The organism is Paracoccus sp. TOH (assembly GCF_030388245.1).
Classification (GTDB): domain Bacteria; phylum Pseudomonadota; class Alphaproteobacteria; order Rhodobacterales; family Rhodobacteraceae; genus Paracoccus; species Paracoccus simplex.
In genome coordinates this window covers 1,289,268-1,314,591 of the sequence record NZ_CP098360.1, presented here as the reverse complement: position 1 = coordinate 1,314,591, position 25,324 = coordinate 1,289,268, and the positions used below count along the sequence as shown (strand labels likewise).

The 25,324-nt window shown below is 69.0% G+C and carries 22 protein-coding genes; 12 read left to right on the top strand and 10 right to left on the bottom strand.

The genetic code is table 11. The annotated features are described in order from the left end of the window. The first annotated feature begins 31 nt into the window (after window positions 1-31). From NBE95_RS06505 to NBE95_RS06470, 8 genes are all read left to right on the top strand, one after another. Complete coding sequence (locus NBE95_RS06505; RefSeq protein ID WP_289893096.1) at window positions 32-1,024, top strand: complex I NDUFA9 subunit family protein; 993 nt, start codon at window positions 32-34, stop codon at window positions 1,022-1,024. Continuing rightward, window positions 1,021-1,827, top strand: a complete 807-nt coding sequence (locus tag NBE95_RS06500; RefSeq protein WP_289894850.1) for an undecaprenyl-diphosphate phosphatase — start codon at window positions 1,021-1,023, stop codon at window positions 1,825-1,827. Before NBE95_RS06505 ends, NBE95_RS06500 begins: the two co-directional genes overlap by 4 nt. Window positions 1,828-1,977: 150 nt before the next feature. Continuing rightward, a complete protein-coding gene (locus tag NBE95_RS06495) occupies window positions 1,978-3,465 on the top strand; it encodes an NAD(P)-dependent oxidoreductase (protein WP_289893095.1) in 1,488 nt (495 codons plus the stop codon). Between the two features lie 13 nt (window positions 3,466-3,478). After that, a complete protein-coding gene (locus NBE95_RS06490; RefSeq protein ID WP_289893094.1) occupies window positions 3,479-4,291 on the top strand; it encodes a hypothetical protein in 813 nt (270 codons plus the stop codon). A 14-nt stretch (window positions 4,292-4,305) separates the two neighbouring features. After that, window positions 4,306-8,838 (top strand): glutamate synthase large subunit, encoded by a 4,533-nt coding sequence (gene gltB / locus NBE95_RS06485; RefSeq protein WP_289894849.1) that lies wholly within the window; start codon window positions 4,306-4,308, stop codon window positions 8,836-8,838. Between the two features lie 196 nt (window positions 8,839-9,034). After that, the gene (locus NBE95_RS06480) at window positions 9,035-9,391 is read left to right on the top strand and encodes a hypothetical protein (RefSeq protein WP_289893093.1); all 357 of its coding nucleotides are present in this window, start codon (window positions 9,035-9,037) and stop codon (window positions 9,389-9,391) included. Then, on the top strand, window positions 9,388-9,654 hold the full coding sequence (locus tag NBE95_RS06475; RefSeq protein WP_289893092.1) for a hypothetical protein: 267 nt from the start codon (window positions 9,388-9,390) through the stop codon (window positions 9,652-9,654). Before NBE95_RS06480 ends, NBE95_RS06475 begins: the two co-directional genes overlap by 4 nt. Window positions 9,655-9,729: 75 nt before the next feature. After that, window positions 9,730-10,617: a cation diffusion facilitator family transporter gene (locus NBE95_RS06470; protein WP_289893091.1), complete on the top strand. Its 888-nt coding sequence runs from the start codon at window positions 9,730-9,732 to the stop codon at window positions 10,615-10,617. Here NBE95_RS06470 and NBE95_RS06465 read toward each other — a convergent pair. The 7 genes from NBE95_RS06465 to NBE95_RS06435 form a co-directional block, all read right to left on the bottom strand. Continuing rightward, window positions 10,614-12,014: a bifunctional serine/threonine-protein kinase/universal stress protein gene (locus NBE95_RS06465; protein WP_289893090.1), complete on the bottom strand. Its 1,401-nt coding sequence runs from the start codon at window positions 12,012-12,014 to the stop codon at window positions 10,614-10,616. The genes NBE95_RS06470 and NBE95_RS06465 overlap by 4 nt on opposite strands. Beyond that, window positions 12,014-12,751 (bottom strand): metallophosphoesterase family protein, encoded by a 738-nt coding sequence (locus NBE95_RS06460; RefSeq protein WP_289893089.1) that lies wholly within the window; start codon window positions 12,749-12,751, stop codon window positions 12,014-12,016. The genes NBE95_RS06465 and NBE95_RS06460 overlap by 1 nt, the downstream gene beginning before the upstream one ends. Window positions 12,752-12,833: 82 nt before the next feature. Continuing rightward, a complete protein-coding gene (gene ugpC, locus NBE95_RS06455; RefSeq protein WP_289893088.1) occupies window positions 12,834-13,826 on the bottom strand; it encodes a sn-glycerol-3-phosphate ABC transporter ATP-binding protein UgpC in 993 nt (330 codons plus the stop codon). Between the two features lie 25 nt (window positions 13,827-13,851). Further along, window positions 13,852-14,691, bottom strand: coding sequence for a carbohydrate ABC transporter permease (locus tag NBE95_RS06450; protein ID WP_289893087.1), 840 nt, complete (start codon window positions 14,689-14,691; stop codon window positions 13,852-13,854). A 10-nt stretch (window positions 14,692-14,701) separates the two neighbouring features. Next, window positions 14,702-15,619 carry a sugar ABC transporter permease gene (locus NBE95_RS06445; RefSeq protein WP_289893086.1) on the bottom strand — a complete coding sequence of 306 codons (918 nt, stop codon included), beginning with the start codon at window positions 15,617-15,619 and terminating at the stop codon, window positions 14,702-14,704. Window positions 15,620-15,742: 123 nt separating this feature from the next. Beyond that, window positions 15,743-17,002, bottom strand: coding sequence for an ABC transporter substrate-binding protein (locus tag NBE95_RS06440; protein ID WP_289893085.1), 1,260 nt, complete (start codon window positions 17,000-17,002; stop codon window positions 15,743-15,745). 49 nt (window positions 17,003-17,051) lie between these two features. Beyond that, window positions 17,052-17,930, bottom strand: a complete 879-nt coding sequence (locus tag NBE95_RS06435) for an N-acetylmuramic acid 6-phosphate etherase (protein ID WP_289893084.1) — start codon at window positions 17,928-17,930, stop codon at window positions 17,052-17,054. 154 nt (window positions 17,931-18,084) lie between these two features. Here NBE95_RS06435 and NBE95_RS06430 point away from each other — a divergent pair, with 154 nt between their 5' ends. Genes NBE95_RS06430 through nagA form a run of 4 tightly spaced genes read left to right on the top strand, consistent with a single transcriptional unit; the run spans window position 18,085 to window position 21,828 of the window. Beyond that, entirely contained in the window at window positions 18,085-18,918 is an 834-nt protein-coding gene (locus NBE95_RS06430; RefSeq protein ID WP_289893083.1) for a BadF/BadG/BcrA/BcrD ATPase family protein, read from the top strand. After that, window positions 18,918-19,685 carry a GntR family transcriptional regulator gene (locus NBE95_RS06425; protein WP_289893082.1) on the top strand — a complete coding sequence of 256 codons (768 nt, stop codon included), beginning with the start codon at window positions 18,918-18,920 and terminating at the stop codon, window positions 19,683-19,685. Before NBE95_RS06430 ends, NBE95_RS06425 begins: the two co-directional genes overlap by 1 nt. Further along, window positions 19,685-20,710, top strand: a complete 1,026-nt coding sequence (locus NBE95_RS06420) for an SIS domain-containing protein (RefSeq protein WP_289893081.1) — start codon at window positions 19,685-19,687, stop codon at window positions 20,708-20,710. Before NBE95_RS06425 ends, NBE95_RS06420 begins: the two co-directional genes overlap by 1 nt. Next, window positions 20,710-21,828, top strand: coding sequence for an N-acetylglucosamine-6-phosphate deacetylase (gene nagA / locus NBE95_RS06415; protein WP_289893080.1), 1,119 nt, complete (start codon window positions 20,710-20,712; stop codon window positions 21,826-21,828). Before NBE95_RS06420 ends, nagA begins: the two co-directional genes overlap by 1 nt. On the opposite strand, the gene NBE95_RS06410 is transcribed toward nagA, so the two are convergent. Genes NBE95_RS06410 through NBE95_RS06400 form a run of 3 tightly spaced genes read right to left on the bottom strand, consistent with a single transcriptional unit; the run spans window position 21,825 to window position 25,305 of the window. Beyond that, window positions 21,825-22,535 carry a sulfite exporter TauE/SafE family protein gene (locus NBE95_RS06410; protein ID WP_289893079.1) on the bottom strand — a complete coding sequence of 237 codons (711 nt, stop codon included), beginning with the start codon at window positions 22,533-22,535 and terminating at the stop codon, window positions 21,825-21,827. The genes nagA and NBE95_RS06410 overlap by 4 nt on opposite strands. Next, complete coding sequence (locus NBE95_RS06405) at window positions 22,532-23,947, bottom strand: amidohydrolase family protein (RefSeq protein WP_289893078.1); 1,416 nt, start codon at window positions 23,945-23,947, stop codon at window positions 22,532-22,534. The genes NBE95_RS06410 and NBE95_RS06405 overlap by 4 nt, the downstream gene beginning before the upstream one ends. Then, on the bottom strand, window positions 23,944-25,305 hold the full coding sequence (locus NBE95_RS06400) for a uracil-xanthine permease family protein (protein WP_289893077.1): 1,362 nt from the start codon (window positions 25,303-25,305) through the stop codon (window positions 23,944-23,946). The genes NBE95_RS06405 and NBE95_RS06400 overlap by 4 nt, the downstream gene beginning before the upstream one ends. Window positions 25,306-25,324 lie beyond the last annotated feature (19 nt).

Here is a 25,324-nt window from a genome sequence, read left to right as displayed (position 1 = left end):
GCAGACAAGCAAGCCACGAAGGGAGCGCCGCATGTCCGCAGCCAAGCTTGTCACCATATATGGCGGGTCTGGATTCCTGGGCCGGCAGATCGCCCGGATCATGGCGGCCGAGGGCTGGCGCGTGCGCGTCGCCGTCCGCCGCCCGAACCAGGCCGGCGTCGTGCGCACCTATGGCGCGCCGGGCCAGGTCGAGCCGGTGCCCTGCAACGTCCGCGACGACCTGTCCGTGACCGCCTGCATGGCCGATGCGGATGCGGTGATCAACTGCGTCGGCATCCTGGTGCACGAGGGCAAGAACACCTTCGACGCCGTGCATGAGGAAGCCGCCGGCCGTGTCGCCCGCATCGCCGCCGAACGCGGCGTGGCGCATGTCGTGCATGTTTCGGCGCTGGGGGCCGACCCGGCCTCGCCCAGCCGCTACGCCGCCTCGAAGGGCCGGGGCGAGGCCGCGGTGCTGACGCATCGCCCCGATGCGGTGATCCTGCGGCCCTCGATCATCTTCGGCTCGGACGACCGCTTCTACAACCGCATCGCGGCGATGACGCGGCTGGGGCCGATCCTGCTGGTGCCGGGCGCGAACTGTCCGGTGCAGCCGGTCTATGTCGAGGACGTGGCCCATGCCGCCGCCATGGCCGCCGCCGGCAAGGCCGAGCCGGGCATCTATGAACTGGGCGGCCCGGACGTGCTGACCATGCGCGATGTGGCGCGGCAGGTGCTGGTCGCGACCGACCGCCGGCGCGCCATCATCGGCCTGCCGCACTGGCTGGCCGGGGTGATGGGCTCGGTTCTGGATGCCGGCCAGGTGGTGGTCGGCGGGCTGCTGACCAACCGCATCCTGACCCGCGACCAGGCCCGCACGCTGCGGTTGCCGAACAAGGTGGGCGAAGGTGCGAAAACCTTTGCCGATCTGGGCATCGAGCCGACCGCCGCCCCCGCCGTCATCGCGGAATACCTGTGGCGCTTCCGGCCCTCGGGGCAATATGAGGCGATCACCGCCTCGGCGAAGAACCTGCGCAACAACTGATGGATCACAACACCATCGTGGCTGCCGCGCTCGGTCTGCTGGAAGGGCTGACCGAGTTCATTCCCGTATCCTCGACCGGCCATGTGCTGCTGGCGGGGCATTTCCTGGGCTTCGATTCGCCCGGCCGCGTCTTCGAGGTATTGATCCAGTTCGGCGCCATCCTCGCCATCCTGGGGGTCTATTCCGGCAAGCTGTGGCGGATCTTTTCCAGCGCGCCGCATGACCCGCGCGCGCGGCGCTTCATCGCCGCCGTGGCCCTGGCCTTTCTGCCCGCGGTGGTGATCGGCGTGCTGGCGCACCGGATCATCAAGGAAATCCTGTTCGAGACCCCGGCGCTGATCGCCGTGATGCTGATCCTGGGCGGCATCGTGCTGCTGTTCGTGGACCGGATGGTCAAGCATCCGCGCTATCACGCCGCCGAGGACATCCCGATCGGCACCGCCATCGCCATCGGCTTCATCCAGTGCCTGGCGATGATTCCGGGCGTCTCGCGCTCGGGGGCGACCATCGTCGGTGCGCTGCTTCTGGGCGCCGACAAGCGTTCTGCCGCAGAATTCAGCTTTTTCCTGTCCATGCCCACGATGCTGGGCGCTTTCGTCTATGACCTCTACAAGAACCGCGACATCCTGGATGCGGCGGCGGCCGGGAACATCCTTGTCGGCTTCGTCTGCGCCTTCGTCGCGGCGGTCGTCGTCGTGCGCTGGCTGCTCAATTACGTCTCGGTGCATGGCTATGCGCTGTTCGCCTGGTGGCGAATCGTGGTCGGCGCCGTGGTTTTGCTGGCTTTGCAGGCAAGTTGGTAACACATGCTGACCTATTTCCCATGCTGCGCATGCAGAAAATCGAGGGCGCGCGCAGAAAAACGGTAAATAGGTCAGCTTAGTTGACTTTTATTTGGCTGCGGCCTGACTTATCAGGCTGTGAAGACACTCCTCATCGAAGGACGCGCAGCCATGGCCACGCAGAAGATGCTCAAATTCGTCACCATCGGGCGCGAGATGCCCGAGAAACGCGACGCGGCATCGCGCTCGGAAGATTTCCACGAGATCTATCGCGAGTATGCCGACGCCAAGGCCAAGGAACAGGCCAGCCGCTGCAGCCAATGCGGCGTGCCCTATTGCCAGAGCCATTGCCCGCTGCATAACAACATTCCCGACTGGTTGCGCCTGACCGCCGAGGGCCGCACGCAGGAAGCCTATTTTCGCAGCCAGGAAACCAACACCTTCCCCGAGATCTGCGGCCGCATCTGCCCCCAGGACCGGCTGTGCGAGGGCAATTGCGTCATCGAGCAATCCGGCCACGGCACCGTCACCATCGGCGCCATCGAGAAATACATCACCGACACCGCCTGGGAGGAAGGCTGGGTCAAGCCCGCCGCCCCCGCCCAGGAACGCCCGGAATCCATCGGCATCATCGGCGCCGGGCCGGGGGGCCTCGCCGCCGCCGACCGGCTGCGCCGCATGGGCTTCCAGGTCACGGTCTATGACCGCCACGACCGCGCCGGCGGGCTGCTGATCTATGGCATTCCCGGCTTCAAGCTGGAAAAATCCGTGGTCGAACGCCGCAGCCAGCTTTTGCGCGACGGGGGCGTCGAGTTCGTGCTGAACGCCAATGTCGGCGAGGATATCAGCTTCGACGCCATCCGCGGCAAGCATGACGCGGTGCTGATCGCGACCGGCGTCTACAAGACCCGCGACCTGGACGTGGACAATGCCGAGGCCAAGGGCGTGGCGCGGGCGCTGGATTATCTGACCGCCTCGAACCGGGTCGATCTGGGCGACGAGATCCCGGATTACGAGGATGGCGAGCTGAACGCCCGCGGCAAGCGCGTCGTGGTCGTCGGCGGCGGCGACACCGCCATGGACTGCGTGCGCACCGCCATCCGCCAGGGCGCGCAATCGGTGAAATGCCTGTATCGCCGCGACCGGGCCAACATGCCGGGCAGCCAGCGCGAGGTGCAGAATGCCGAGGAGGAGGGCGTCGAATTCGTGTGGCTTTCCGCCCCCGGCGCCTTTGTCGGCCATGTCCCCGGCGAGGCGCGGCTGGCGCAAGAGGTCGATGTGGACGGCGAGCCGGTCGCGATCAGCGCCGTGCGGGTGCAGAAGATGCGGCTGGGCGCGCCCGATGTCAGCGGCCGGCAGTCGCCCGAGCTGATCGAGGGCGCCGATTACGACGAGCCGGCCGACCTGGTGATCAAGGCCCTGGGCTTCGAACCCGAGGAGCTGCCGCGGCTTTGGGGCGTCGCGGGGCTGGAGGTGACGCGCTGGGGCACGATCAAGGCCGATTACCAGACGCATCAGACCAGCCTGCCCGGCGTCTTCGCCGTGGGCGACATCGTGCGCGGCGCCAGCCTGGTGGTCTGGGCGATCCGCGACGGCCGCGAGGCCGCCGACAGCATTGCCGGCTTCCTAGCCGACAGCGCCCGCGTCGCCGCCGAATAAGGGGGGTGGGACCATGATGCACAACACAGGCACAGGGCGTACACCGGGCGTACACCGGCTGCGCGCGTTGCCGGCCCGGTGCCGCGCAACGCTGGCGGCAGGTGCGGCAGCCATACTGACCCTTTCGGCGCTGCCGCCTTTCGCGCTTCCGGCCATGGCGGCGAATTTCACCCCGCCCGAGGGCTGCCGGCTGGAGATCACGGTGCAGAATCGCGGCTGCACCGTCGCGCAGCATTACCGCTGTTCGGGCGACGCGCCCGGCGACCAATGGGTGACCTATTTCACCCGCGAGGGCGCCACCTACCAGTCGCGCATCGACCGCGAGACGCGCTGGATGGAAAGCACCGACCTGCGCAGCGGCCTGGTCGACGTGCTGGAGGAGCAGGCGGCCGACCATGCCTCGTTCAGCACGCTGACCCGGACCGGGCGGGACGATTTCGATTTCTGGACCCGCTCGAACAGCGGCGAGCGGCTGCGCCATGTCGGCCATGACGCGCTGACCGGCGAGACGGTGCAGATCGACGGCGTGACGCTGGAGGTCACGCGCTTCGATCTGACCACCTATAGCGAATCGGGCGAGGTGCTGATCACCCGCAAGGGCCAGCAATTCATCAGCCGCGCCCAGGGCCGGTTCTATGGCGGGGTCGAGACCTCGGAGGACTGGACCGGCGCGCGGCAAGAAACCAACGACAGCCCGGTGAGCTTTTCGTTCCCGGGACAGCCCGGCTTCGGCTCGACCACGCCGGAATATGATTGCGACCTGCAGATGGTGCGCGGCCAGGGCGCCGGCATCCTTGGGCAGCTTATGAAGGAGGCACGGACGTGAAGGACTGCGAACGGATGAGCTGGGAACAGCAGGAGCAGGCCCGCCGCGACTGGATGGCGGAACATTCGCTCTACCGTGCCGAGGACGAGCATTCGTCCTGCGGCGTCGGCCTGGTGGTGAACCTGGACGGCAAGGCCAGCCGCAAGGTGGTCGAGGCCGGCATCAACGCCCTGAAGGCGATCTGGCATCGCGGCGCGGTGGATGCGGACGGCAAGACCGGCGACGGCGCCGGCATCCATGTGCAGATCCCGGTGCCCTTCTTCTACGACCAGGTGCGCCGCACCGGGCACGAGCCGGACCAGAAGAAGCTGATCGCCGTCGGCCAGTGCTTCCTGCCGCGCACCAATTTCGCCCAGCAGGAGGCCTGCCGGACCATCGTCGAGTCCGAAGTGCTGCGCATGGGCCATTACATCTATGGCTGGCGGCATGTGCCGGTGAACACCAGCGTGCTGGGCGAGAAGGCCAATGCCACCCGCCCCGAGATCGAGCAGATCCTGATCCGCTGCGAAAAGGACATCGACCAGGAGCAGTTCGAGCGCGAGCTTTACATCATCCGCCGCCGCATCGAGAAGGCGGCGCTGGCGGCGCAGATCAGCAGCCTTTACCTGTGCACGCTGTCCTGCCGGTCGATCATCTACAAGGGCATGATGCTGGCCGAGCAGGTGGCCGAGTTCTATCCCGACCTGAAAGACGAGCGGTTTGAATCGGCCTTCGCCATCTATCACCAGCGCTATTCCACCAACACCTTCCCGCAATGGTGGCTGGCGCAGCCCTTCCGCATGCTGGCCCATAACGGCGAGATCAACACGCTGAAGGGCAACACCAACTGGATGCGCAGCCACGAGATCCGCATGGCCAGCCGCGCCTTCGGCGAGATGGCCGAGGACATCAAGCCGATCATCCCCGGCGGCTCGTCCGATTCGGCGGCGCTGGACGCGGTGTTCGAGGTCATGGTGCGTTCCGGCCGCTCGGCGCCGATGACCAAGACCATGCTGGTGCCGGAAGCCTGGTCCAAGGCCACCACCGACATGCCGCAGGCCTGGGCCGACATGTATGCCTATTGCAACGCGGTGATGGAGCCCTGGGACGGGCCGGCGGCGCTGGCGATGACCGACGGCCGCTGGGTCTGCGGCGGCCTGGACCGCAACGGGCTGCGGCCGCTGCGCTTTGTGGTGACCGGCGACAACCTGCTGATCGCCGGCTCGGAAGCCGGCATGGTGCCGGTGAACGAGACCACGGTGCGCGAAAAGGGCGCGCTGGGTCCGGGCCAGATGATCGCCGTCGACATGGCCGAGGGCAAGCTCTACCACGACCGCGAGATCAAGGACCATCTGGCCTCGGCCCAGCCCTTCGGCGAGTGGATCGAGAAGGTGGTGCAGCTTTCGGAAGTGATGCGCGACCTGCCCGAGGAGCTGGTCTTTACCGGCGAGGCCCTGCGCCGCCGCCAGATCGCCGCCGGCTACACGGTCGAGGAAATCGAGACCATGCTGGCGCCGATGGCCGAGGACGGCAAGGAGGCCCTGGCCTCGATGGGCGACGACACCCCGCCGGCCGTGCTGTCGGGGCAATATCGGCCGCTGTCGCATTTCTTCCGGCAGAACTTCAGCCAGGTGACCAACCCGCCCATCGACAGCCTGCGCGAGACGCGGGTGATGAGCCTGAAGACCCGTTTCGGCAACCTCAAGAACGTGCTGGACGAATCCAGCGCGCAGACCGAGATCCTGCTGCTGGAAAGCCCTTTCGTCGCCAATGGCGAATTCGCCGAGATGATGAAGATGTTCGGCGAGGCGGTGACGCAGATCGACTGCACCTTCGACGATGGCGCCGGCCCCGAGGCCATGGCCGAGGCGCTGGCCCGCATCCGCGCCGAGGCCGAGGATGCCGTGCGTTCCGGCGCCGGCCATCTGGTGCTGACCGACGAGAAGATCGGCCCCGACCGCATCGGCCTGCCGATGATCCTGGCGACCAGCGCCATCCATTCCGGGCTGACGCGCAAGGGGCTGCGCACCTTCTGCTCGCTCAACGTGCGTTCGGCGGAATGCATCGACCCGCATTATTTCGCGGTGCTGATCGGCTGCGGCGCGACCACGGTGAACCCCTATCTGGCGCAGGACACCATCGCCGAGCGGATCGAGCGCGGGCTGCTCTCGGGCTCGCTGATCGAGAACATGCGCAACTATCGCGACGCCATCGACGCCGGGCTGCTGAAGATCATGGCCAAGATGGGGATCTCGGTGCTCAGCTCCTATCGCGGCGGGCTGAACTTCGAGGCGGTGGGGCTGTCGCGCGCCATGGTGGCGGAATATTTCCCCGGCATGCAGTCGCGGATTTCCGGCATCGGTCTGCACGGCTTGCAGGCCAAGCTGGAGGATATCCACGCCAAGGGCTTCCACAGCCCGGTGACCGACCTGCTGCCGGTGGGCGGCTTCTACAAGGCGCGCCGCTCGGGCGAGAAACACGCCTGGGAAGCCAACACCATGAAGCTGTTGCAGGTGGCTTGCGACAAGGCCAGCTATGACGTCTGGAAACAGTTCACCACCACCATGCGGGCCAATCCGCCGATCCACCTGCGCGACCTTCTGGACATCAAGCCGCTGGGCAAGCCGGTGCCGCTGGAGGAGGTGGAATCGATCACCTCGATCCGCAAGCGCTTCGTGACGCCGGGCATGTCGCTGGGGGCGCTGTCGCCCGAGGCGCATATGACGCTGAACATCGCCATGAACCGCATCGGCGCGAAATCCGACAGCGGCGAGGGCGGCGAGGATCCGGCGCACAGCCACCCGCTGCCGAACGGCGACAACCCCTGCGCCAAGATCAAGCAGGTCGCCTCGGGCCGGTTCGGCGTCACCGCGGAATACCTGAACGCCTGCGAGGAGCTGGAGATCAAGGTCGCGCAGGGTGCGAAACCCGGCGAGGGCGGCCAGCTTCCGGGCATGAAGGTCACCGACCTGATCGCGCGGCTGCGGCATTCGACCAAGGGCGTGACGCTGATTTCGCCGCCGCCGCACCACGACATCTATTCGATCGAGGATCTGGCGCAGCTGATCTATGACCTGAAGCAGATCAACCCGCGCGCCAAGATCACCGTGAAGCTGGTGGCGTCCAGCGGCGTCGGCACCATCGCCGCGGGCGTGGCCAAGGCCAAGGCCGACGTGATCCTGATCTCGGGGCACAATGGCGGCACCGGGGCGAGCCCGGCGACCTCGATCAAGTTCGCCGGCCTGCCCTGGGAGATGGGGCTGACCGAGGCGCATCAGGTGCTGGCGATGAACCGGCTGCGCGACCGGGTGACGCTGCGCACCGACGGCGGCCTGCGCACCGGGCGCGACGTGGTCATGGCGGCGATGATGGGGGCCGAGGAATACGGCATCGGCACCGCGGCGCTGATCGCCATGGGCTGCATCATGGTGCGGCAATGCCAGTCGAACACCTGCCCGGTGGGCGTCTGCACCCAGGATGAGAAACTGCGGGCGATGTTCACCGGCTCGGCCGACAAGGTGGTGAACCTGATCACCTTCTACGCCACCGAAGTGCGGGAGATCCTGGCCAGCATCGGCGCGCGCTCGCTGGACGAGATCATCGGCCGCGCCGACCTGCTGACCCAGGTCAGCCGGGGCGACAAGTCGCTGGACGATCTGGACCTGAACCCGCTGCTGATCACCGTCGATGGCAGCGAGAAGATCGTCTACGACCGCAGCAAGCCGCGCAACGCGGTGCCGGACACGCTGGATGCCGAGATCATCCGCGACGCCAGCCGCTTCTTCTCGGACGGCGAGAAGATGCAGCTGAGCTATGCGGTGCGGAACACCCAGCGCACGGTCGGCACCCGGACCAGCTCGATGATCGTGCAGACCTTCGGGATGCGCAACAGCCTGCAGCCCGACCACCTGACGGTGCGGCTGACCGGCAGCGCCGGGCAGTCGCTGGGCGCCTTTGCCGCGCCGGGGCTGAAGATCGAGGTCTCGGGCGATGCCAACGACTATGTCGGCAAGGGGCTCTCGGGCGGCACCATCGTGGTGCGGCCGCCGATGGCCAGCCCGCTGGTCGCGGCCGACAACACCATCATCGGCAACACCGTGCTGTATGGCGCGACCGACGGCCACCTGTTCGCGGCCGGCCGGGCGGGCGAGCGCTTCGCGGTCCGGAACTCGGGCGCCAAGGTGGTGATCGAGGGCTGCGGCAGCAACGGCTGCGAATACATGACCGGCGGCGTCGCGGTGATCCTGGGCCGCATCGGCGCGAATTTCGGCGCCGGCATGACCGGGGGCATGGCCTATCTTTACGACCCCGAGGGGCTGGCGCGCGACTATATCAATGCCGAGACGCTGGTGCTGTGCCCGGTCACGCAGCCGCATTGGGAGGAGCAGCTGAAAGGGCTGGTCGAACGCCACGCGCGCGAGACCCGCTCGCGCCGGGCCGAGGAGATGCTGCAGAACTGGGAGGAGGAAAAGCTGAACTTCCTGCAGGTCTGCCCCAAGGAGATGCTGCCGCATCTGAAGCATCCCATCGCGGATGTCGAGGATCTGGCGGCGATCCCCGCCCAGTGATCCGAAAAGGGCCCCCGCGGGGGCCCTTTGCCTGTCGGGCGCGGCTGCGGCCGGGCCCGGCCGCGGCCCTGCCCTTGCGCCGGATGGCCGCGGGCTGGCAGGCCGGGGCTTGCCGGATGACGGGCGCGGGGCTTGCGCCGAAGGTTTCCGCATGGGACCACAGGACACGTTCCTTGCTGCTTTCAGGACGCGTTTCATGACCAGAAAATCCTTGCTGATCTTTGCCCCGCTGCTGGCCCTGGCCGGGCTGGCCGGTTGCCGCGACGAACGGGGCGAAGGCCCGATGACGCCCGGCATCTATTCGGTGGTGACCGTCGACGGCAGCCAGAACCGCACGATCTTCAAGGAGGACGGCACCTTCGTCGACATGGAGGACAACAACCCCAAGCCGGTCGCCGAGGGCAAATGGTGGCGCAAGGACGGCAAGCTATGCGTGCAGCCGACCGATGCCGCAGAGCCGCTCTGCGCCGAGGAAAAGCCGCTGGGCGACGACGGCGGCTTCTTGCTGACGGCGAATGGCGTCACGCTGGAATTCAAGGCGCTGGCGCAATGACCGGCGGCATGGCCGCGGTTTTCGTGCTGCTGGTGACGCTGTTCGCCGGGCCGGCCTTCGCGCTGATGTTCAAGACCCGGATGGCGCGGACCACCTTCGAGAAGCGCCGCGCGCGCTTTGCCGAGGGCCGGCTGAAGAAGGATCCGCAGACCGACCCGATCGGCCCGCACCGGCCGTTCTGGCAGAACTGGCTGCTGGCCTCGCTGATCTTCGGGACCGTGACGGCGGCGGTGCTGGCGGGGCTGGCGCGGCTGGGCGTCTGAGGCCGGAAAGGCGGTTGGCGGGACCGGCATGGGGCGTTAGAGAACCCCCGGCGCGGGACCAGAAGGGGAATCGGCATGTCCGCCACCGAGAAGATCGCCTTTGGCAGCATCGTCGTCGGCCTGGTGGTGCTGGCGCTGAAGGCGCTGGCCTGGTGGCTGACCGGCTCGGTCGCGCTGCTTTCGGACGCGCTGGAAAGCACGGTGAACGTGGCGACGGCGGTGGCGGCGCTGATCGCCATCCGCGTTGCCGCCAAGCCCGCCGACAAGGACCATCCCTATGGCCACCACAAGGCCGAGTTCTTCAGCGCCGTGCTGGAGGGGGTGATGATCATCGTCGCCGCGCTGCTGATCCTGCGCGAGGCCTGGCACGGCTTCCAGAACCCGCGCATGCTGGATGCGCCTTGGCAGGGGCTGTTGGTGAACGGCCTGGCCAGCGTGCTGAACGGGCTGTGGTGCTGGGTGCTGATCGGCCGCGGCCGCCGGCTGCGCTCGCCGGCGCTGGTCGCGGACGGGCATCACCTGCTGTCGGACGTGATCTCCTCGGCCGGGGTGGCGGCGGGCGTGGCGCTGGCGGTGCTGACCGGCTGGGCGGTGCTCGACCCGGCGCTGGCGGCGCTGGTGGCGCTGAACATCCTGTGGTCGGGCTGGAAGGTCATGACCAGCTCGCTTTCCGGGCTGATGGACGAGGCGGTGGCCGAGGAGACGCTGGAGGATATCCGCGCCACCATCTCGGACGCCGCCACCGGCGCCATCGAGGCGCATGACCTGCGCACCCGCCATGCCGGGCCGCGCACCTTCATCGACTTCCATCTGGTGGTGGACGGCCAGACCACGGTCGATGCCGCGCATGACATCTGCGACCGCGTCGAGCGGGCGCTGAAGCAGAAGCTGCCCGGGGCGCTGATCACCATCCATGTCGAGCCCGAGCACAAGGCCAAGCATTCCGGGGTGCTGGTGATCTAGCCGCCGGGCTGCGGCAGGCGCAGCACGGTCACGTCGCAGGGCGCCTCGGCCACCACCCGCGACGAGACCGAGCCGAGATAGCGCCGGGTCGAGGAACTGGCCCGCGCCCCCATCATGATATGGTCGGCCATGATGCGCCGGGCATGGTCCAGGATCTCGCCGGCCGGGTCGGTGCCCTCGAGCACGGTGAAGGTTACGCGGTCCTCGGGCAGGCCCAGGCGTTGGCCCCAGGCCTGCAGCGCCACCAGCCGGCTGACATGCAGGTGCCGCCCCTCGTCATCGGTGCCGGTGTCGATGCCGATGCGATGGGTGCGGATGACGTTGACGCAGGCCACCCGCGCCTGCGGCCGCACCGACAGCAGGTCGCGCATGCCGTTCAGGATGCGCTCGGACAGCCGCTCCATGTCCGGGGCCAGGTCCACGGCGGCGATCAGCACCGGCGATTCCATGATCTGCGCCGCGGTGCCGCCGGGCGGGCGGGCGAAGCTGCGCAGCCGGCCCATCCGGCGCCGCCGGCGCCAGACCGCCCAGAAGCCGTCGCGGGTCATGCGGGTGGCGCGGGCGGTCAGCGCCACCTTCTCGGGCTGTTCCAGATCGAACAGCAGCTGCGCGGCCGAGGCGGTGCGCTCGGCCGGGTCGACGGCCAGGGCGCGCAGGATCACCTCTTGCAGCCAGGGCGGGATGGTCGGGTCGATGGCGCGCGGCGGCAAGGGGTCGCGCCACAGCCGCCGGCGGGCGCCGCGCAGCCCCGGCGGGTCGCCGAAGGGCAGCCGCCCGGTGACGAGCTGGTAGAGCATCGCCCCCAGCGCGAAGACATCGCTGCGCAGGTCGTCGCGCCGGCCGAGGATCTGCTCGGGCGCGATATAGGGGAAGCTGCCCATCGGGCTGGCGAATTCCTCGGCCAGCAGGTCGGGCAGCAGGTCGCTATGCGCCAGGCCGAAATCGATGCAGACGATGGTGCCGTCCGGCCGGGTCATCATGTTGCCGGGCTTCAGGTCCAGGTGGATCACCTGCTGGCGGTGCAGGTCGTGCACCGCCGCCGCCATGCGCCGCGCCAGGTCCAGCGCCCGGTCCAGGGCCAGCGGCGCGGTGTTGAACAGCGGCTGCAGGCTGGTGCCGGGAATGGCCTCGGTCACCAGATAGGGCATCGGGTCGAAGCCGCCGCTGGCGATCACCCGCGGCACATGCGGGCCCGAGAGCCGCGGCAGGATCATCTGCTCGACCTCGAAGCCGACGATGGTCGGGCCGTCGAACCCGTCCAGGATGGTCGGCACCTTCATCACCATCGGCAGGGCGTGGTCGGGATGCGTGACCGGCCAGATGGTGGCGAAACCGCCCTTGTGCAGGCGCGGGCCCAGGGTGAAGCCGTCGATCCGCATCCCCTCGGCCGGCCGCATCAGCGTCCCTCCAGCAGGCGCTGCGCCAGCGCCTCGGGCAGGCCCTCGGCGCGCAGCCGCGCGGCCACCGCCGCCGCGTCATAGGCCACCCGGCGCAGGGTCAGCTCGTTGCGGTCGGTATCCAGCAGCGCATAGCCGGCCTGCGGCACGCCGTCGCGCGGCTGGCCGACCGCGCCCAGCACCGCCAGCCAGCGCCGCGAGCCGAGCAGCGGAAAACCCTCGCCGATGCGGGGCGGATGGTCGCGCACCGTGCCGCGCAGGTCGCAGCTGTAAAGCTGCGGCACATGCACATGGCCGCACAGGATCAGCCGGGCGTCGCAGGCGCGAAAGCTGGGCGCGGCCGAGCCGGGGCCGGTGACATAGACCCAGTCCCGCGGCGCCTGCGCCCCGGCATGGACCAGCAGCACCTCGCCCCGCCGCTCGGTCAGCGGCAGGGCGGCCAGGAAGCCGCGCTGCGCGTCCGACAGCCGCGGCCGCGTCCAGTCGATCACCGCGCGGGCCTGCGCGTTCAGGCTTTCGGCCGCGTCGATGGCGCTGTCGTGATTGCCCCGCAGGCAAAGCGCGCCCTCGGCCACCAGCCGCATGGCGCGGTCCACGCACCATTCCGGGTCCGGCCCATAGCCGACGATATCGCCCAGGATGGCGAAGCCGGTCGCGCCGCGGGCCCGCGCATCCTCGAGCACGGCGGCGAAGGCCTCGCGATTGGCATGGATGTCGCTGAGCACAGCAAGCCGCACCGGCCGCCCCCTCCCCTTGCCTGCCTGGAAAAAACAGTAGGAGCGGCCCGGCCGGCGCGCAAGCGCGCTGCGACAAAAGGCGTCAGCGCAGCCGCCTGCCCTGGGCGTCGAAATGGAAGGCGCGGTTCGGCTCGAAACCCAGCCCCATCACCTCGTCCACGGCATAATCCTGTTCGCCGAACAGCCGCACGGTCAACAGGCCGTGGTCCTGTGAGGACAGATAGACCAGCGTCTCGCCGCCCAGCTTCTCGACATGGCTGACGCGGCCGCTGATCTGCCCGCCGCCGGGCGTCAGATGCTCGGGACGGATGCCCAGACTGGCCGAGCGCAGGCCCAGCTTGCCGGCATCCAGGAAATTCATCTGCGGGCTGCCGATGAAGCCGGCGACGAAGGTGTTGTCGGGGTCGTTGTACAGGTCCATCGGCCGGCCGACCTGCTCGACCACGCCGCCGCGCAGCACGACGATCTTGTCGGCCAGCGTCATCGCCTCGACCTGGTCATGGGTGACATAGATCATCGTCGCGCCCAGCTCGCGATGCAGCCGGGCGATCTCGATCCGGGTCTGCACGCGCAGCGCGGCATCGAGGTTCGACAGCGGCTCGTCGAACAGGAACAGCTTCGGGCGCCGCACGATGGCGCGGCCGATGGCGACGCGCTGGCGCTGGCCGCCCGACAGTTCGGCCGGGCGCCGATCCAGCAGATGCGCCAGCGCCAGCATCTCGGCCGCCTTCCCGGTCGCCGCCTCGATCTGCGCGCGGGGCGTTCCGGCCTGTTTCAGCGCCAGCCCCATATTGTCGCGCACGGTCAGATGCGGGTAAAGCGCATAGCTCTGGAACACCATGGCGATCTCGCGCCGGGCCGGGGCCAGGTCGTTCACGCGCCCGCCGTCGATGGCCACGTCGCCCGAGGTCACGTCCTCCAGCCCGGCGATCATGCGCAAGAGCGTGGACTTGCCGCAACCCGAGGGGCCGACGAAGACGCAGAACTCGCCATCCTCGACCGCCAGGTCCACGCCCTTGATGACCTGGGTGGCGCCGAAGGACTTGGTGACTTGGGTAAGGGTCAGGGCTCCCATCGGGGTCTCCTTGCTGCGGGACGGATCATTTGACGGCGCCGGCGGTGATGCCGCGGATCAACTGGCGCGAGAACACCAGGTAGAGCACCAGCACCGGCAGGATGGCGAGGCTCAGCGCCGCCAGCACCGCGTTCCAGTTGGTGACGAACTGGCCGATGAACACCTGGCTGCCCAGGGTGATGGTCTTGGTCGCCTCGCTGGGCGCCAGGATCAGCGGGAACCACAGGTCGTTCCAGATCGGGATCATGGTGAAGACGGCGACGGTGGCCATGGCCGGCCGCACCAGGGGCAGCACCAGCCGGAAGAAGATGGTGTATTCCGACAGCCCGTCGATGCGGCCGGCGTTCTTCAGGTCGTCCGAGACGCCGCGCATGAATTCGGACAGGATGAACACCGCCAGCGGCAAGCCTTGCGCGGTATAGACCAGCACCAGCGCCGTCAGCGTGTTGACCAGCCCCGACGCCACCATCATCTGCAGGATGGCGACGGTGCCCAGCCGGATCGGGATCATGATCCCCAAGGCCAGGTAAAGCCCCATCAGCATGTTGCCGCGAAAGCGGTATTCCGACAGCGCGAAGGCCGCCATGGCGCCGAACAGCAGGACGAAGAACAGGCTCGCCACGGTCACGATCAGCGAGTTCTGGAAATACAGGACGAAATCCCCCTGCGCCAGCACCGTGCGATAGCCGATCAGGTCGAAGCTCTCCGGCCCCGGCACCGAGAGCGGATCGGCAAAGATCGCCCGGCGGTTCTTGAAGCTGTTCACGACCACGACGAAGACCGGGAACAGCGCGATCACCGTATAGAGGATCAGCACGGCATGGGCGGCCAGGCTGCGGGCGGTGGAATGGCGGGCTTGGCTCATGGCTTTCCCCTCAGAACTGATAGCGGCGCAGCCGGCGCTGGATGGCGAACAGGTAGAAGCCGACGCCCAGCAGGATGATGCCGAACATGGCGGTGGCGATGGTCGCGCCCATATGCGGATCGCCGATCTGCAGCTGGAAGCCGAAGAAGGTGCGGTACAGGAACGTCCCCAGGATGTCGGTCGAGAAATTCGGCCCGGCCAAGGCGCCCTGCGTCACGTAGATCAGGTCGAAAGCGTTGAAATTGCCGACGAAGGTCAGGATCGAGATGATGCCGATCGAGGGCAGGATCAAGGGCAGCTTGATCTTCCAGAACTGCGACCAGCCGGTGACGCCGTCGATCTCGGCCGCCTCGATCACCTCGTCGGGGATCGACAGCAGCGCGGCATAGATCAGCATCATCGGGATGCCGACGAATTGCCAGACCGAGATCAGCGCCAGCGTGGTCAGCGCCGTGCCCTCGCGGCCCAGCCAGGGCGCGAACAGCGATTTCAGCCCGACGGCGTCCAGCATGCCGGGCGCGATGCCCCAGATCGGCGACAGGATCAGCTTCCAGACGAAGCCGACGATGACGAAGCTCAGGATGGTCGGGATGAAGATCGCGGTGCGATAGAAGGCCGCGCCGCGCAGCCGCGGCGAGGACAGCAGCGCCGCCAGCGCCACGCCGACCGGGTTCTGCACCAGCATGTGCACCAGGAAGAACCAGGCGTTGTTGCCCAGCGCGTTCCAGAAGCTCGCCGACCAGCGCGGATCGCCGAACAGCGTGGCGAAGTTCCGCAGCCCGACGAAGACCCGTCCCTCCTCGCCGGTGTTGAACAGCGACAGGTTCAGCGTCCCGAACAGCGGCACGATCATGATGGCGGTATAGACCAGCACCGCGGGCGCAAGAAACACCGCGATATGCCAGCGAAACGCTTTCCGCTGCGCCATGACGCCCTCCTTCTCTGTTGAAAAATACCCTCGGGGGGTGCGGGGGGCGGAAAGCCCCCCGCCGCCGCCGGGCCATCAGGCCCGGCCCAGATTTCGCCTCGGGCCGTCAGGCCCGGCAAGCCGTCACTTCTGCTGCGGCGCGTACCAGCTCGCCAGGCCCTGCTGCAGCCGCTCGGCCGCGGCCTCGGGCGTCTCGGCGCCGGTGATGACATTGGCCGAGGCGGTCCAGGTCTCGTTCTCCAGGTTCGGCGTGCCGCGCGACAGGATCTGATAGGTCGAGCGGATGGTCGGCTCGCAGGTCTGGCGCCAGGACACGAATTCCTTCGCCAGCGGGTCCTCCATCTCGACCGGGGCCGCGTTCAGCGAGAAGAAGCCCGGCAGCGCATTGGCGTAGAGCGCGGCGAATTCCGACGAGCCCACCCATTCCAGGAATTTCCGCGTCTCCTCGGGATGCTTGGTCGCGGCGTTCATGCCCAGCGCGATGTCGGTATGGTCGCTGATATAGCATTTGTCGCCCTCGGCCGGGACCGGCGGCGGGAAGGCGCCCATCTCGAAGGCGCCGCCGATCTGCGGCCCGAACACGCCGATCTCCCAGGATCCGGCCGGGTAGATCGCGGCGCGGCCCAGCGTGAACAGGTTCTGGCTGTCGGGATAGGTCTGGGCCTCGAACCCGTCGCCCAGGTAATCCTTCCATTTCGCCAGCTGGCGGAAGGGCGCGACCCAGGGCTCATCCGTCAGCTTCTGCGTGCCCTCCATCAGCGCCTTGCGGCCCGCCTCGCCCTGCCAGTAGTTCGGGCCGATGTTCTGGTAGCCCATGGTCGCGGCTTCCCACTGGTCGGCGGTGCCCATGGCCATCGGGATATAGGTGCCGTCCTGCTTGATCTTGTCGAGCAGGGCGAAGAACTCGGCCTCGGTCTTCGGCGGGGTCAGGCCCAGTTCCTCGAAGGCGGTCTTGTTGTAGATGAAGCCGTGGATCACCGAGGCCATCGGCACGCAGAAGGTCTGCTTGCCGTCATCGGTCTGCCAGGCCGATTTCGCCACGTCCGAGAAATTCGCCATCGCCGCCAGGTCGCTCAGATCGGCCAGCTTGCCCTTCTTGAACAGCTCCAGCGAGGCGTCGAAGGGCCGGCAGGTGATCAGGTCGCCGGCCGAGCCGGCATCCAGCTTGGAATTCAGCACCGCGTTGTATTCCGGCGGCGCCGAGGGCGCGAAATTGATCTTGATGCCGGGATTGGCCGCCTCGAAGGCCGGGATGATCTTTTCCTGCCAGATGGCAAGGTCGTCGTTGCGCCAGCTTTCGATGGTCAGCGTGACGTCCTGGGCCCAGGCGGCGCTGCCCAGCAAGGTGCTGGCCAGCAGCGCCAGGCGGATGGTTTTGGTCATGGTCTTTCTCCCTTCGGCATCGGGTCTCTCGCGGACCCTCTGGTTGCAATCAGATCAGCGGGGCCAGCAGGCCCCCGGTTTCGGCCAGCCGCACCCGGGCCGCGTCGGGGGCCATGCCGCGCGCGACCAGGATGGCGGGCTTCACCGCGCCGCCGGTACGCGACAGCGCCGCCTCGGCCGCGTCGCGCCCGACCCCGGCCACGGCGGCGACGATGCGGGCGGCGCGGTCCACCAGCTTGATGTTGTCGGCCACCAGGTTGACCATATAGCCGTCATGGACATGGCCCAGCCGGATCGCCACCAGCACCGACAGCATGTTCAGCGCCACCTTCTGCGCCGTGGCCGCCCCCATGCGGGTCGAACCCGAAACCACCTCGGCCCCGGTCTCGATCAGCACCGGGATGTCGGCGCGTTCCAGCAGGGCCGAGCCCGCGACATTGGCAAGCCCGACCACGGTCACCCCCCGCCCCTGCGCCGCCGCGCAGATCGCCAGCGCATAGGGCGTCCGCCCCGAGGCCGAGAGGCACAAGAGCACGTCCCCCGCCGTCAGCCCGGCGCGGTCCAGATCGGCCAGGGCAAGCGCCGGGTCGTCCTCGACGCTGCCTTGCAGATGCAGAAGCGCCTCGGCGCCGCCGGCGAACATCATCGGCGTGCGCTCGGGCGCGATGCCGAAGGTGCCGGCCAGCTCCAGGCAATCGGCCAGCGCCATCAGCCCCGAGGAACCGGCCCCGGCATAGCCGAGCTTGCCGCCCCGGCGCAGCGCCTCTGCCGCAGCCCCGGCCGCGCGTTCCAGCGCCGGCAAGGCGGGCTGCAACGCGCCCAGCGCCGCGACCTGCGCATCAAGCAGCACGCGCAGCACCTCGCCCCCCGGACGGGCGTGAAGCCCTGCGGATGCCGGATGCCTTGCCTCGGTGCCGGATGCGGTCATGTGATTCCCCCTGTTCCGTTGATAATGCCAAAACAATACCACTTGTAAAGACCCTTCTTCATATTCGATCAAAATCGGCGTTTCATGGCGATTCCGAAAATAGCCCTTCCCTTTTGGTATTGTTTTGGTATCGTGCAATCCAAAGGGAGTCGCCATGTCATATTTCCTGGGCATAGACGGAGGAGGCACCGGCTGCCGCGCCGCCGTCGCGGACGGCTCGGGCCGGATCATCGGCCGGGGCGCGGCCGGACCGGCCAATATCTCGGTCGAGACCGAGGGGGCCTGCGCCAATATTCTTGCCGCCACCCGCGCCGCGCTTCAGGAAGCCGGACAGGGCCATCTGGACGAACTGAGCGCAGTGCTGGGCCTGGCCGGCGCCAATGTCACCGCCGCCGCCCGCAGCCTTCGGGCCATGCTGCCCTTTCGCCGCACGCGCATCGTCACCGACGCGGAGACCGCCGCCACCGGCGCGCTGGGAGGCGGGGACGGCATCGTCGCGGCCATGGGCACCGGCTCGGTCTTCGCGGTCCAGATCGGCGGCGAGATGCGGCAATATGGCGGGCGCGGCTTCGTCTTGGGCGACGAGGGCAGCGGCGCGGTGCTGGGCCGGGCGCTTCTGGCCGAAGCCCTGCGCGCCGAGGACGGTTTCGCGCCGATGAGCCCGTTGCTGCAGGCCGTTCTGGACGAGCTGGGCGGGATCGAGGGGGTGATCTCTTTCGGCTTCCGCGCCCGGCCGGCCGAGTTCGCGCAATTCGCGCCGCGCATCACCGCCGGCACCGACCCGGTGGGCGAGCGCATCTTCGCCGCCGCCGTGGCCGAGATCCGCGCCATGATCGACACCCTGCAGGCCGGCCGCGACCTGCCGGTGGTGTTCCTGGGTGGGCTGGGCACCCATTACGCCGCCCGGTTGCAGGGATTGTGGCGGGTCCAGCCGCCCATGGGCTCGGGCGTGGACGGGGCGCTGCACCTGGCCCGGCAGGAGGCGTGATGGGCGAGCTGTTCACCCCCGCAGCCTTCGGGGAAACCGGCGGCGGGCCGCTTTACCTGCAATTGCACCGGCTGATTGCCGAGGCCATCGCCTCGGGCCGGCTGCAACCGGGCGACAGCCTGCCCTCGGAACGCGAGCTGGCAGCGATGACCGGCCTGTCGCGGGTCACGGTGCGCAAGGGGGTGGCGGAACTGGTCGCCTCGGGGCAGCTGGTGCAGAAGCGCGGCTCGGGCACCTTCGTCGCGCCGCGCGTCGAGAAGCTGGAGCAGGCGCTGTCGCTGCTGACCTCGTTCACCGAGGACATGGCCCGGCGCGGCCGCAGCGTCGAAAGCCGCTGGATCGCACGCGGCCTGCACGCCCCGGCGCCCGAGGAGGTGATGGCGCTCGGCCTCGGCGTCGGCGAGAAGGTGGCGCGGCTGGAACGGGTGCGCAGCTCGGACGGGGTGCCGTTGGCCATCGAGCGCGCCTCGCTGTCGCAGGCGATCCTTCCCGATCCCGAAGGCGTCGATGCCTCGCTTTACGCGGTGCTGGAAGCGCGCGGCATGCGGCCGGTGCGGGCGGTGCAGCGCATCTCGGCCGCGAACCTGAACGCCAAGGACGCCGATCTGCTGGGCGTCAGTCCCGGCGTGGCCGGGCTGCGGATCGAACGCATCTCCTACCTGCCCTCGGGCAAGGTGGTCGAGTTCACCCGCTCGCTCTATCGCGGCGATGCCTATGACTTCGCCGTGGAACTGAAACTTGCCCCGGAAGGCGAAAGGAACCCGTGATGAGCCAGACGCATATGGCGCGCGAAGTGGCCGAGATCCCCGAAGCCGCAGCCCGATTCCTCGAACGCTCGCGCGATGCGGTTGCGGACGCCGCCAGCGCCCTGCGCCGCAAGGATCCCGACCTGGTGGTGACGGTGGCGCGCGGGTCTTCGGACCATGCCGCGACCTATCTGAAATACGCCATCGAGCTGGAGGCCGGGGTGCCGGTCGCCTCGGTCGGGCCGTCCATCGCCTCGATCTATCGCCGGCCCCTGCGGCTGGGCAAGGCGGCCTGCATCGGCATCTCGCAATCCGGCCGCAGCCCGGACGGGGTCGAGATGATGCGCGCCTCGGGGCAAGGGGGGGCGCTGTCCATCGCCATCACCAATGTCGAGGACAGCCCGATGGCGCAGGTCTCGGCCCATTGCCTGCCCCTGCAGGCGGGCGAGGAGAAAAGCGTCGCCGCCACCAAGACCTTCGTCTGCTCGGTGCTGGCCGGCCTGTCGCTTTTGGCGGAATGGCGCGAGGATCACGCCCTGCGCGATGCCGTCGCCGCCCTGCCCGAGGCGTTCGGCCAGGCCGTGGAACTGGACTGGTCGCCCTTGTCGGCGCGGCTGGCGCGGGCCAGTTCGGCCTTCGTGCTGGGCCGCGGCCCCAGCTTCGCCATCGCCTGCGAATCGGCGCTGAAGTTCAAGGAGACCTCGGGCATCCATGCCGAGGCCTATTCGGCCGCCGAGGTGCTGCACGGCCCGGCCGCCATCGTGCAGGCCGGCTTCCCGGTGCTGGCGCTGGGGATCGAGGACGCCGCCCTGCCGCAGCTCAAGGCCACGGCCGAGCGGCTGGTGGCGCAGGGCGCGGATGTGTTCGTGACCGGCACCGAGGTCGGCGGCGCCGTCACCCTGCCCTCGGTCCCCGGACTGCATCCGCTGGTGGCGCCGCTGGTGACCATCGCCGGCTTCTACGCCTTTATCGAGGCGCTGGCGCGGCGGCGCGGCTTCGATCCCGACACCCCGCCGCATCTGCGCAAGGTGACGGAGACGGTGTGATGGCGCGCGAGGTTCTGGCCGGCGCGCGGATCTTCGACGGCGCGCGTTTCCTCGACGGCCATGCGCTGGTGATCGAGGCGGGCAAGATCGCCGCCATCCTGCCCGAGCCCGAAGCCCCGGCCGAGGGGCGGCGGGCGGTCACGGGCATCCTGGCCCCCGCCTTTCTCGACCTGCAGGTGAATGGCGGCGGCGGGGTGATGCTGGACGGCGCAACCGATCTGGACGGCTTGCGCCGCATCTGCGCCGCGCATCGCGCGCTTGGCACGGCGGGGGTGCTGCCGACGCTGATCACCGACACGCCCGAGGCCACCGCCCATGTCATCGCGCTGGGGATCGCCGCCGCCGAGGCCGGGGTGCCGGGCTTTCTGGGCCTGCATCTGGAGGGGCCGCATCTGGATCCGCGCCGCAAGGGCGCGCATGACCCGGCGCTGATCCGGCCGATGGGCGACGAGGATCTGGCCCGGATCTGCGAGGCCGCGCGCCGGCTGCCGGCGCTGATGGTGACGCTGGCGCCCGAGGCGGCGAGCCCGCAGCAGATCGCGGCACTGGCCGGGGCCGGGGTGGTGGTCAGCCTGGGCCACAGCGATTGCAGCCATGACGCGGCCCGGGCCGCCTTTGCCGCCGGCGCCCGTTGCGCCACGCATCTGTTCAACGCCATGAGCCAGATCGGCAACCGCGCGCCGGGGCTGGCCGGAACGGTGCTGGCCGGCGATGCCGGCGCCGGGCTGATCGCCGACGGCATCCATGTGCATCCGGCGGTGATGCGGCTGGCGCTGGCGGCGCGGCCCGAGGGCATCTTCCTGGTCACCGATTGCATGGCCTTTGCCGGCACCGACCTGACCGAGATGGAGCTGGGCGGCCGCAGGGTGCTGCGCCGTGACGGGCGGCTGACGCTGGCGGACGGCACGCTGGCCGGGGCCGACCTGACGCTGCCGCAGGCCATCGGCATGCTGGTCCGGCAGGTCGGCACCGCGCCGGAACGGGCGCTGCGCATGGCCTCGGCCATCCCGGCGGCGCTGCTGGGCCTGCAGGACCGTTACGGCGCCCTGGCCCCCGGACGCGCGGCCGATCTGGTGCTGCTGGCCGAGGATTTCGGCCTGCGCGAGCATTGGCTCTAGCCGCGCAGCATCAGCACCAGCCCGCTGACGATGGCAAAGACCAGCACCGCCAGCCGCAGCGACGGGCCGTTGATGCGGGAATGCACCACGCGCGACAGGGCGCTGCCCAGCAGCACCGCCGGGGTCAGCCACAGCGCAGCCAGCACCTGGTCCAGGTGCAGCCGCCCGGCCACGGCCAGCATCACCAGCGAGATCAGCTCTCCGACCAGGAAGCAGGTGGCGACGGTCGAGCGCAACACCGGCCCCGAACTGTGCTGGTAGAGCAGTGCCAGCGGCGGGCCGCCGATGCCGGTCGCGGTCTCGGTGACGCCGGTGAACAGGCCCACCCCCAGCGCCGGGCCGGGGCGCGGCGCAAAGGGGCGCGCGACCAGCGCGATCACCGCCGCCAGGATGGTGAACAGCCCCACCGCCAGCTCGAGCTGCCGCACCGACAGCGCGATCAGCACCCACATGCCCAGGAAGGTGCCGAAGAACCGGCCCAGCGTGATCCAGCTGGCGCCGCGCCGGTCGATCGAGGCGCGCTCGCGCCAGGCGACGTGGAAGTTCAGCGGCAGCATCAGCAGCAGCAGCGTGACCGGCAGGTAGCTGGCATCGACCAGACCGAAGACCGGGGCGATGATCAGCGCGAAGCCGATGCCCACCGCGCCCTGCACGAAGGCCGCGGCCAGGGTGACGCCCGACAGCAGCAGAAAGGTCGCCAGAGTCACGACGCCCTCGCCGCAAGCTGGCTGTCGGCGGTCGGATGGATGCGCTGGATCGGCGCCCCGGCGATGGCGGGGACGGCAAGGGCGCGAACCTCCTCCAGCAGCGCGCGGGCGTCCCAGTCGACCGGCCAGCCCTGCAGCAGCCGCAGCCGGCCATTGGTGAAGACCGCGTCGATCTGGTCGCGATTGCCGTAGCGCACCAGCTCCCAGCTGAGATCATGCGACGGGGTGAATTCCGGCCGGTCCAGATCGACCAGCAGGAAATCGGCGGCCAGCCCCTCGGCGATGCGGCCGGTGACGGCGCCCAGCCCCGCCGCATCCGCCGCCATCGCGGTCGCGGCCTGCAGCCAAAGCCAGCCCGCGCCGCAGGAACTGTCGCCCGAGGCGAGGCCGTAGCCGGCGCGCTGCAGCGCCTCGGCCGCGTCCATCAGCCGGAAGCCGTCGGCGCGGGTGCCGTCGGTGCCCAGCCCGAAGCGCACCCCCAGCGCCGCCATCTGCAGCGCCGGCGCGATGGCATTGCCCTTCCAGACCGAGGCCACGGGATTGTAGGCGACGGCGGTGCCGGTGTCGCGCAGGATGTTCAGCTCTTGCGGGGTGACCAGCGTCGAATGCGCGATCAGTACCTGCGGCCCCAGCGCGCCCAGATGCGCCAGATGCTCCAGCGGCCGGCGACCATGCGCGACCAGCGAGCGTTCGACCGCGACCAGATGCTCGTTCACATGGGTCTGGAAGATCGCCCCCGCCGCGGCCGCCATGGCCGAGATGCGGCGCAGCATGGCGTCGCTGGCCGCCTCGGGGATCGAGATGGCCAGCGACGGATGCACCAGCGCGTCGCCCTGCCAGCGCGCCAGATGCGCCTCGGCGGTGCGGATGATCTGCTCGGGCTCGGGGACCTGCGCGGCGCCGCCCAGGTCGTTGCAGATCTGGCCGACGACCAGCCGCAGCCCGGTTTCATGCGCGGCCTCGGTCAGCCGGCCGATATGCCCGGCCGAGCGGGTGCCGGCATCGACGGCGGTGGTGAAGCCGCCGCGCAGGCATTCCAGCGCCGCCAGCCGCGACGACAGATGCACCATATGCTCGTCCAGGCTGCCCTCGAGCGGCACCCAGATGCGGCGGAAGATCTCGGAGGGCTCGCCGAAGACCAGCGACTTGCCCAGCGATTGGGTCAGATGCGTATGGCTGTCGATGAAGCCCGGCATCAGCAGGTGCCGGGGCAGGTCGGCGACCGCCAGGCCGGGATGCCGGGCGCATAGCGCCCCGGCCTCGTCGATCTCGGCAAAGCGCCCGTGGCGCAGCAGCACCGCCATGCCTTCGCGCGGGCCGGTCTGCAGCAGCAGGCGGCCGGGTTTCACGATCACCTCGCCGGCCTGTGCAAAAGCCTTGAGGTCGAAGGACGGGCGAAGGTCCTGCATCATGCGTTCTCCTTGACGGGTTCGGGGGCGCCGCGCGGGGCGTTGAGCTGGAACAGGGCGTTGACGACGGCGGCGGTGATCGTGCCCATGGCAAGGCCGTTGCCCAGGACCATCTGCGACCATTGCGGGAACTGGCTGTAGAGGCCGGGCACCAGGATCGGCATCAGCCCCATCGCCAGCCCCGAGGCCAGTGTGAACATCGCGCCATGCCCGCGCAGGTCGACGCGGCCCAGCAGGTCGATGCCGATCACGCCGATGATCGAGAAGACGATGACGGCGGTGCCGCCGACCACCGGCCCCGGCAGGGCGCTGGCCAGCCGCGAGACCGGCGCGATCAGCGCGATCACCACCAGGATCACCCCGGCCATGGCGGTGACATAACGCGACTTCACCCCGGTCGCCCGGACGATGCCGACATTCTCGCCCGAGGTGATGATCAGCGAGGTGCCGAACAGCCCGCCGGCCAGCGAGGCCAGGGCATCGCCGCGAATGGTGCGCGGCACGATGGCATGGGCGTCGCCCTTGCGGCCGGCGATCTCGGCGGTGGCGATGGTCTGGCCGGTCGCCTCGGCCATCGAGATCACCGAGAAGACGATCAGCGGCAGCGAGGCGATCAGGTCGAATTTCGGCATGCCGAAAGGAAACGGCTGCGGCACCGCCACCAGCGGCCCCTGCATCACCCCGGCAAGTTCGATCCGGCCCAGCGCGGCGGCCAGCAGCGTGCCGGCGATCAGCCCCAGCATGACCGAGATGCGCTGCAGCGTGCCGGTGAAGATGCGCGAGAACAGCACCGTCAGACCGATGGTCGCCAGCGCCAGCCCGACATTGACCGGGTCGGCGAAATTCGCCTCGCCCGAGCGTCCGGTGATGGTGCCGCCATAGATCTTGACCAGGTTCACCGCCACCAGCAGCAGCATGGTGCCGACCACGATGGGCGGGAAGAAGCGCAGCAGCCGGCGAAACACCGGCAGTGCCAGGAAATAGAAGACCGAGGTCATCAGCACCGCGCCCACGGCGGTCTGGATGTTGGTCTGCACGGCGATGGCCAGGAAGATGGCGATGGGTGCGCCGCCGGGCACCATGATGAAGGGCAGCCGGGCGCCGAATCCGCCCGGCCCGAAACTTTGCAGGATCGAGCCGAGCCCGCAGATCAGAAAGGTCGCGCTGATGATCGAGACGGTCAGCGCCGTGTCGAAGCCTAGCGTCTGCGCGACCAGGAACACCGCCGTGATCGGCGAGGCCGCCATCACCAGCACATGCTGCAGCCCGAACAGCACCAGGTTTTTCAGCGGCAGCTTCTCGTCGGCGGGCTCCGCCTTGGGCGGGCTGGCTCCGCAGGCCGGGTTCTCCCCAGATATCATGTCATCTCCTCCCCTATGT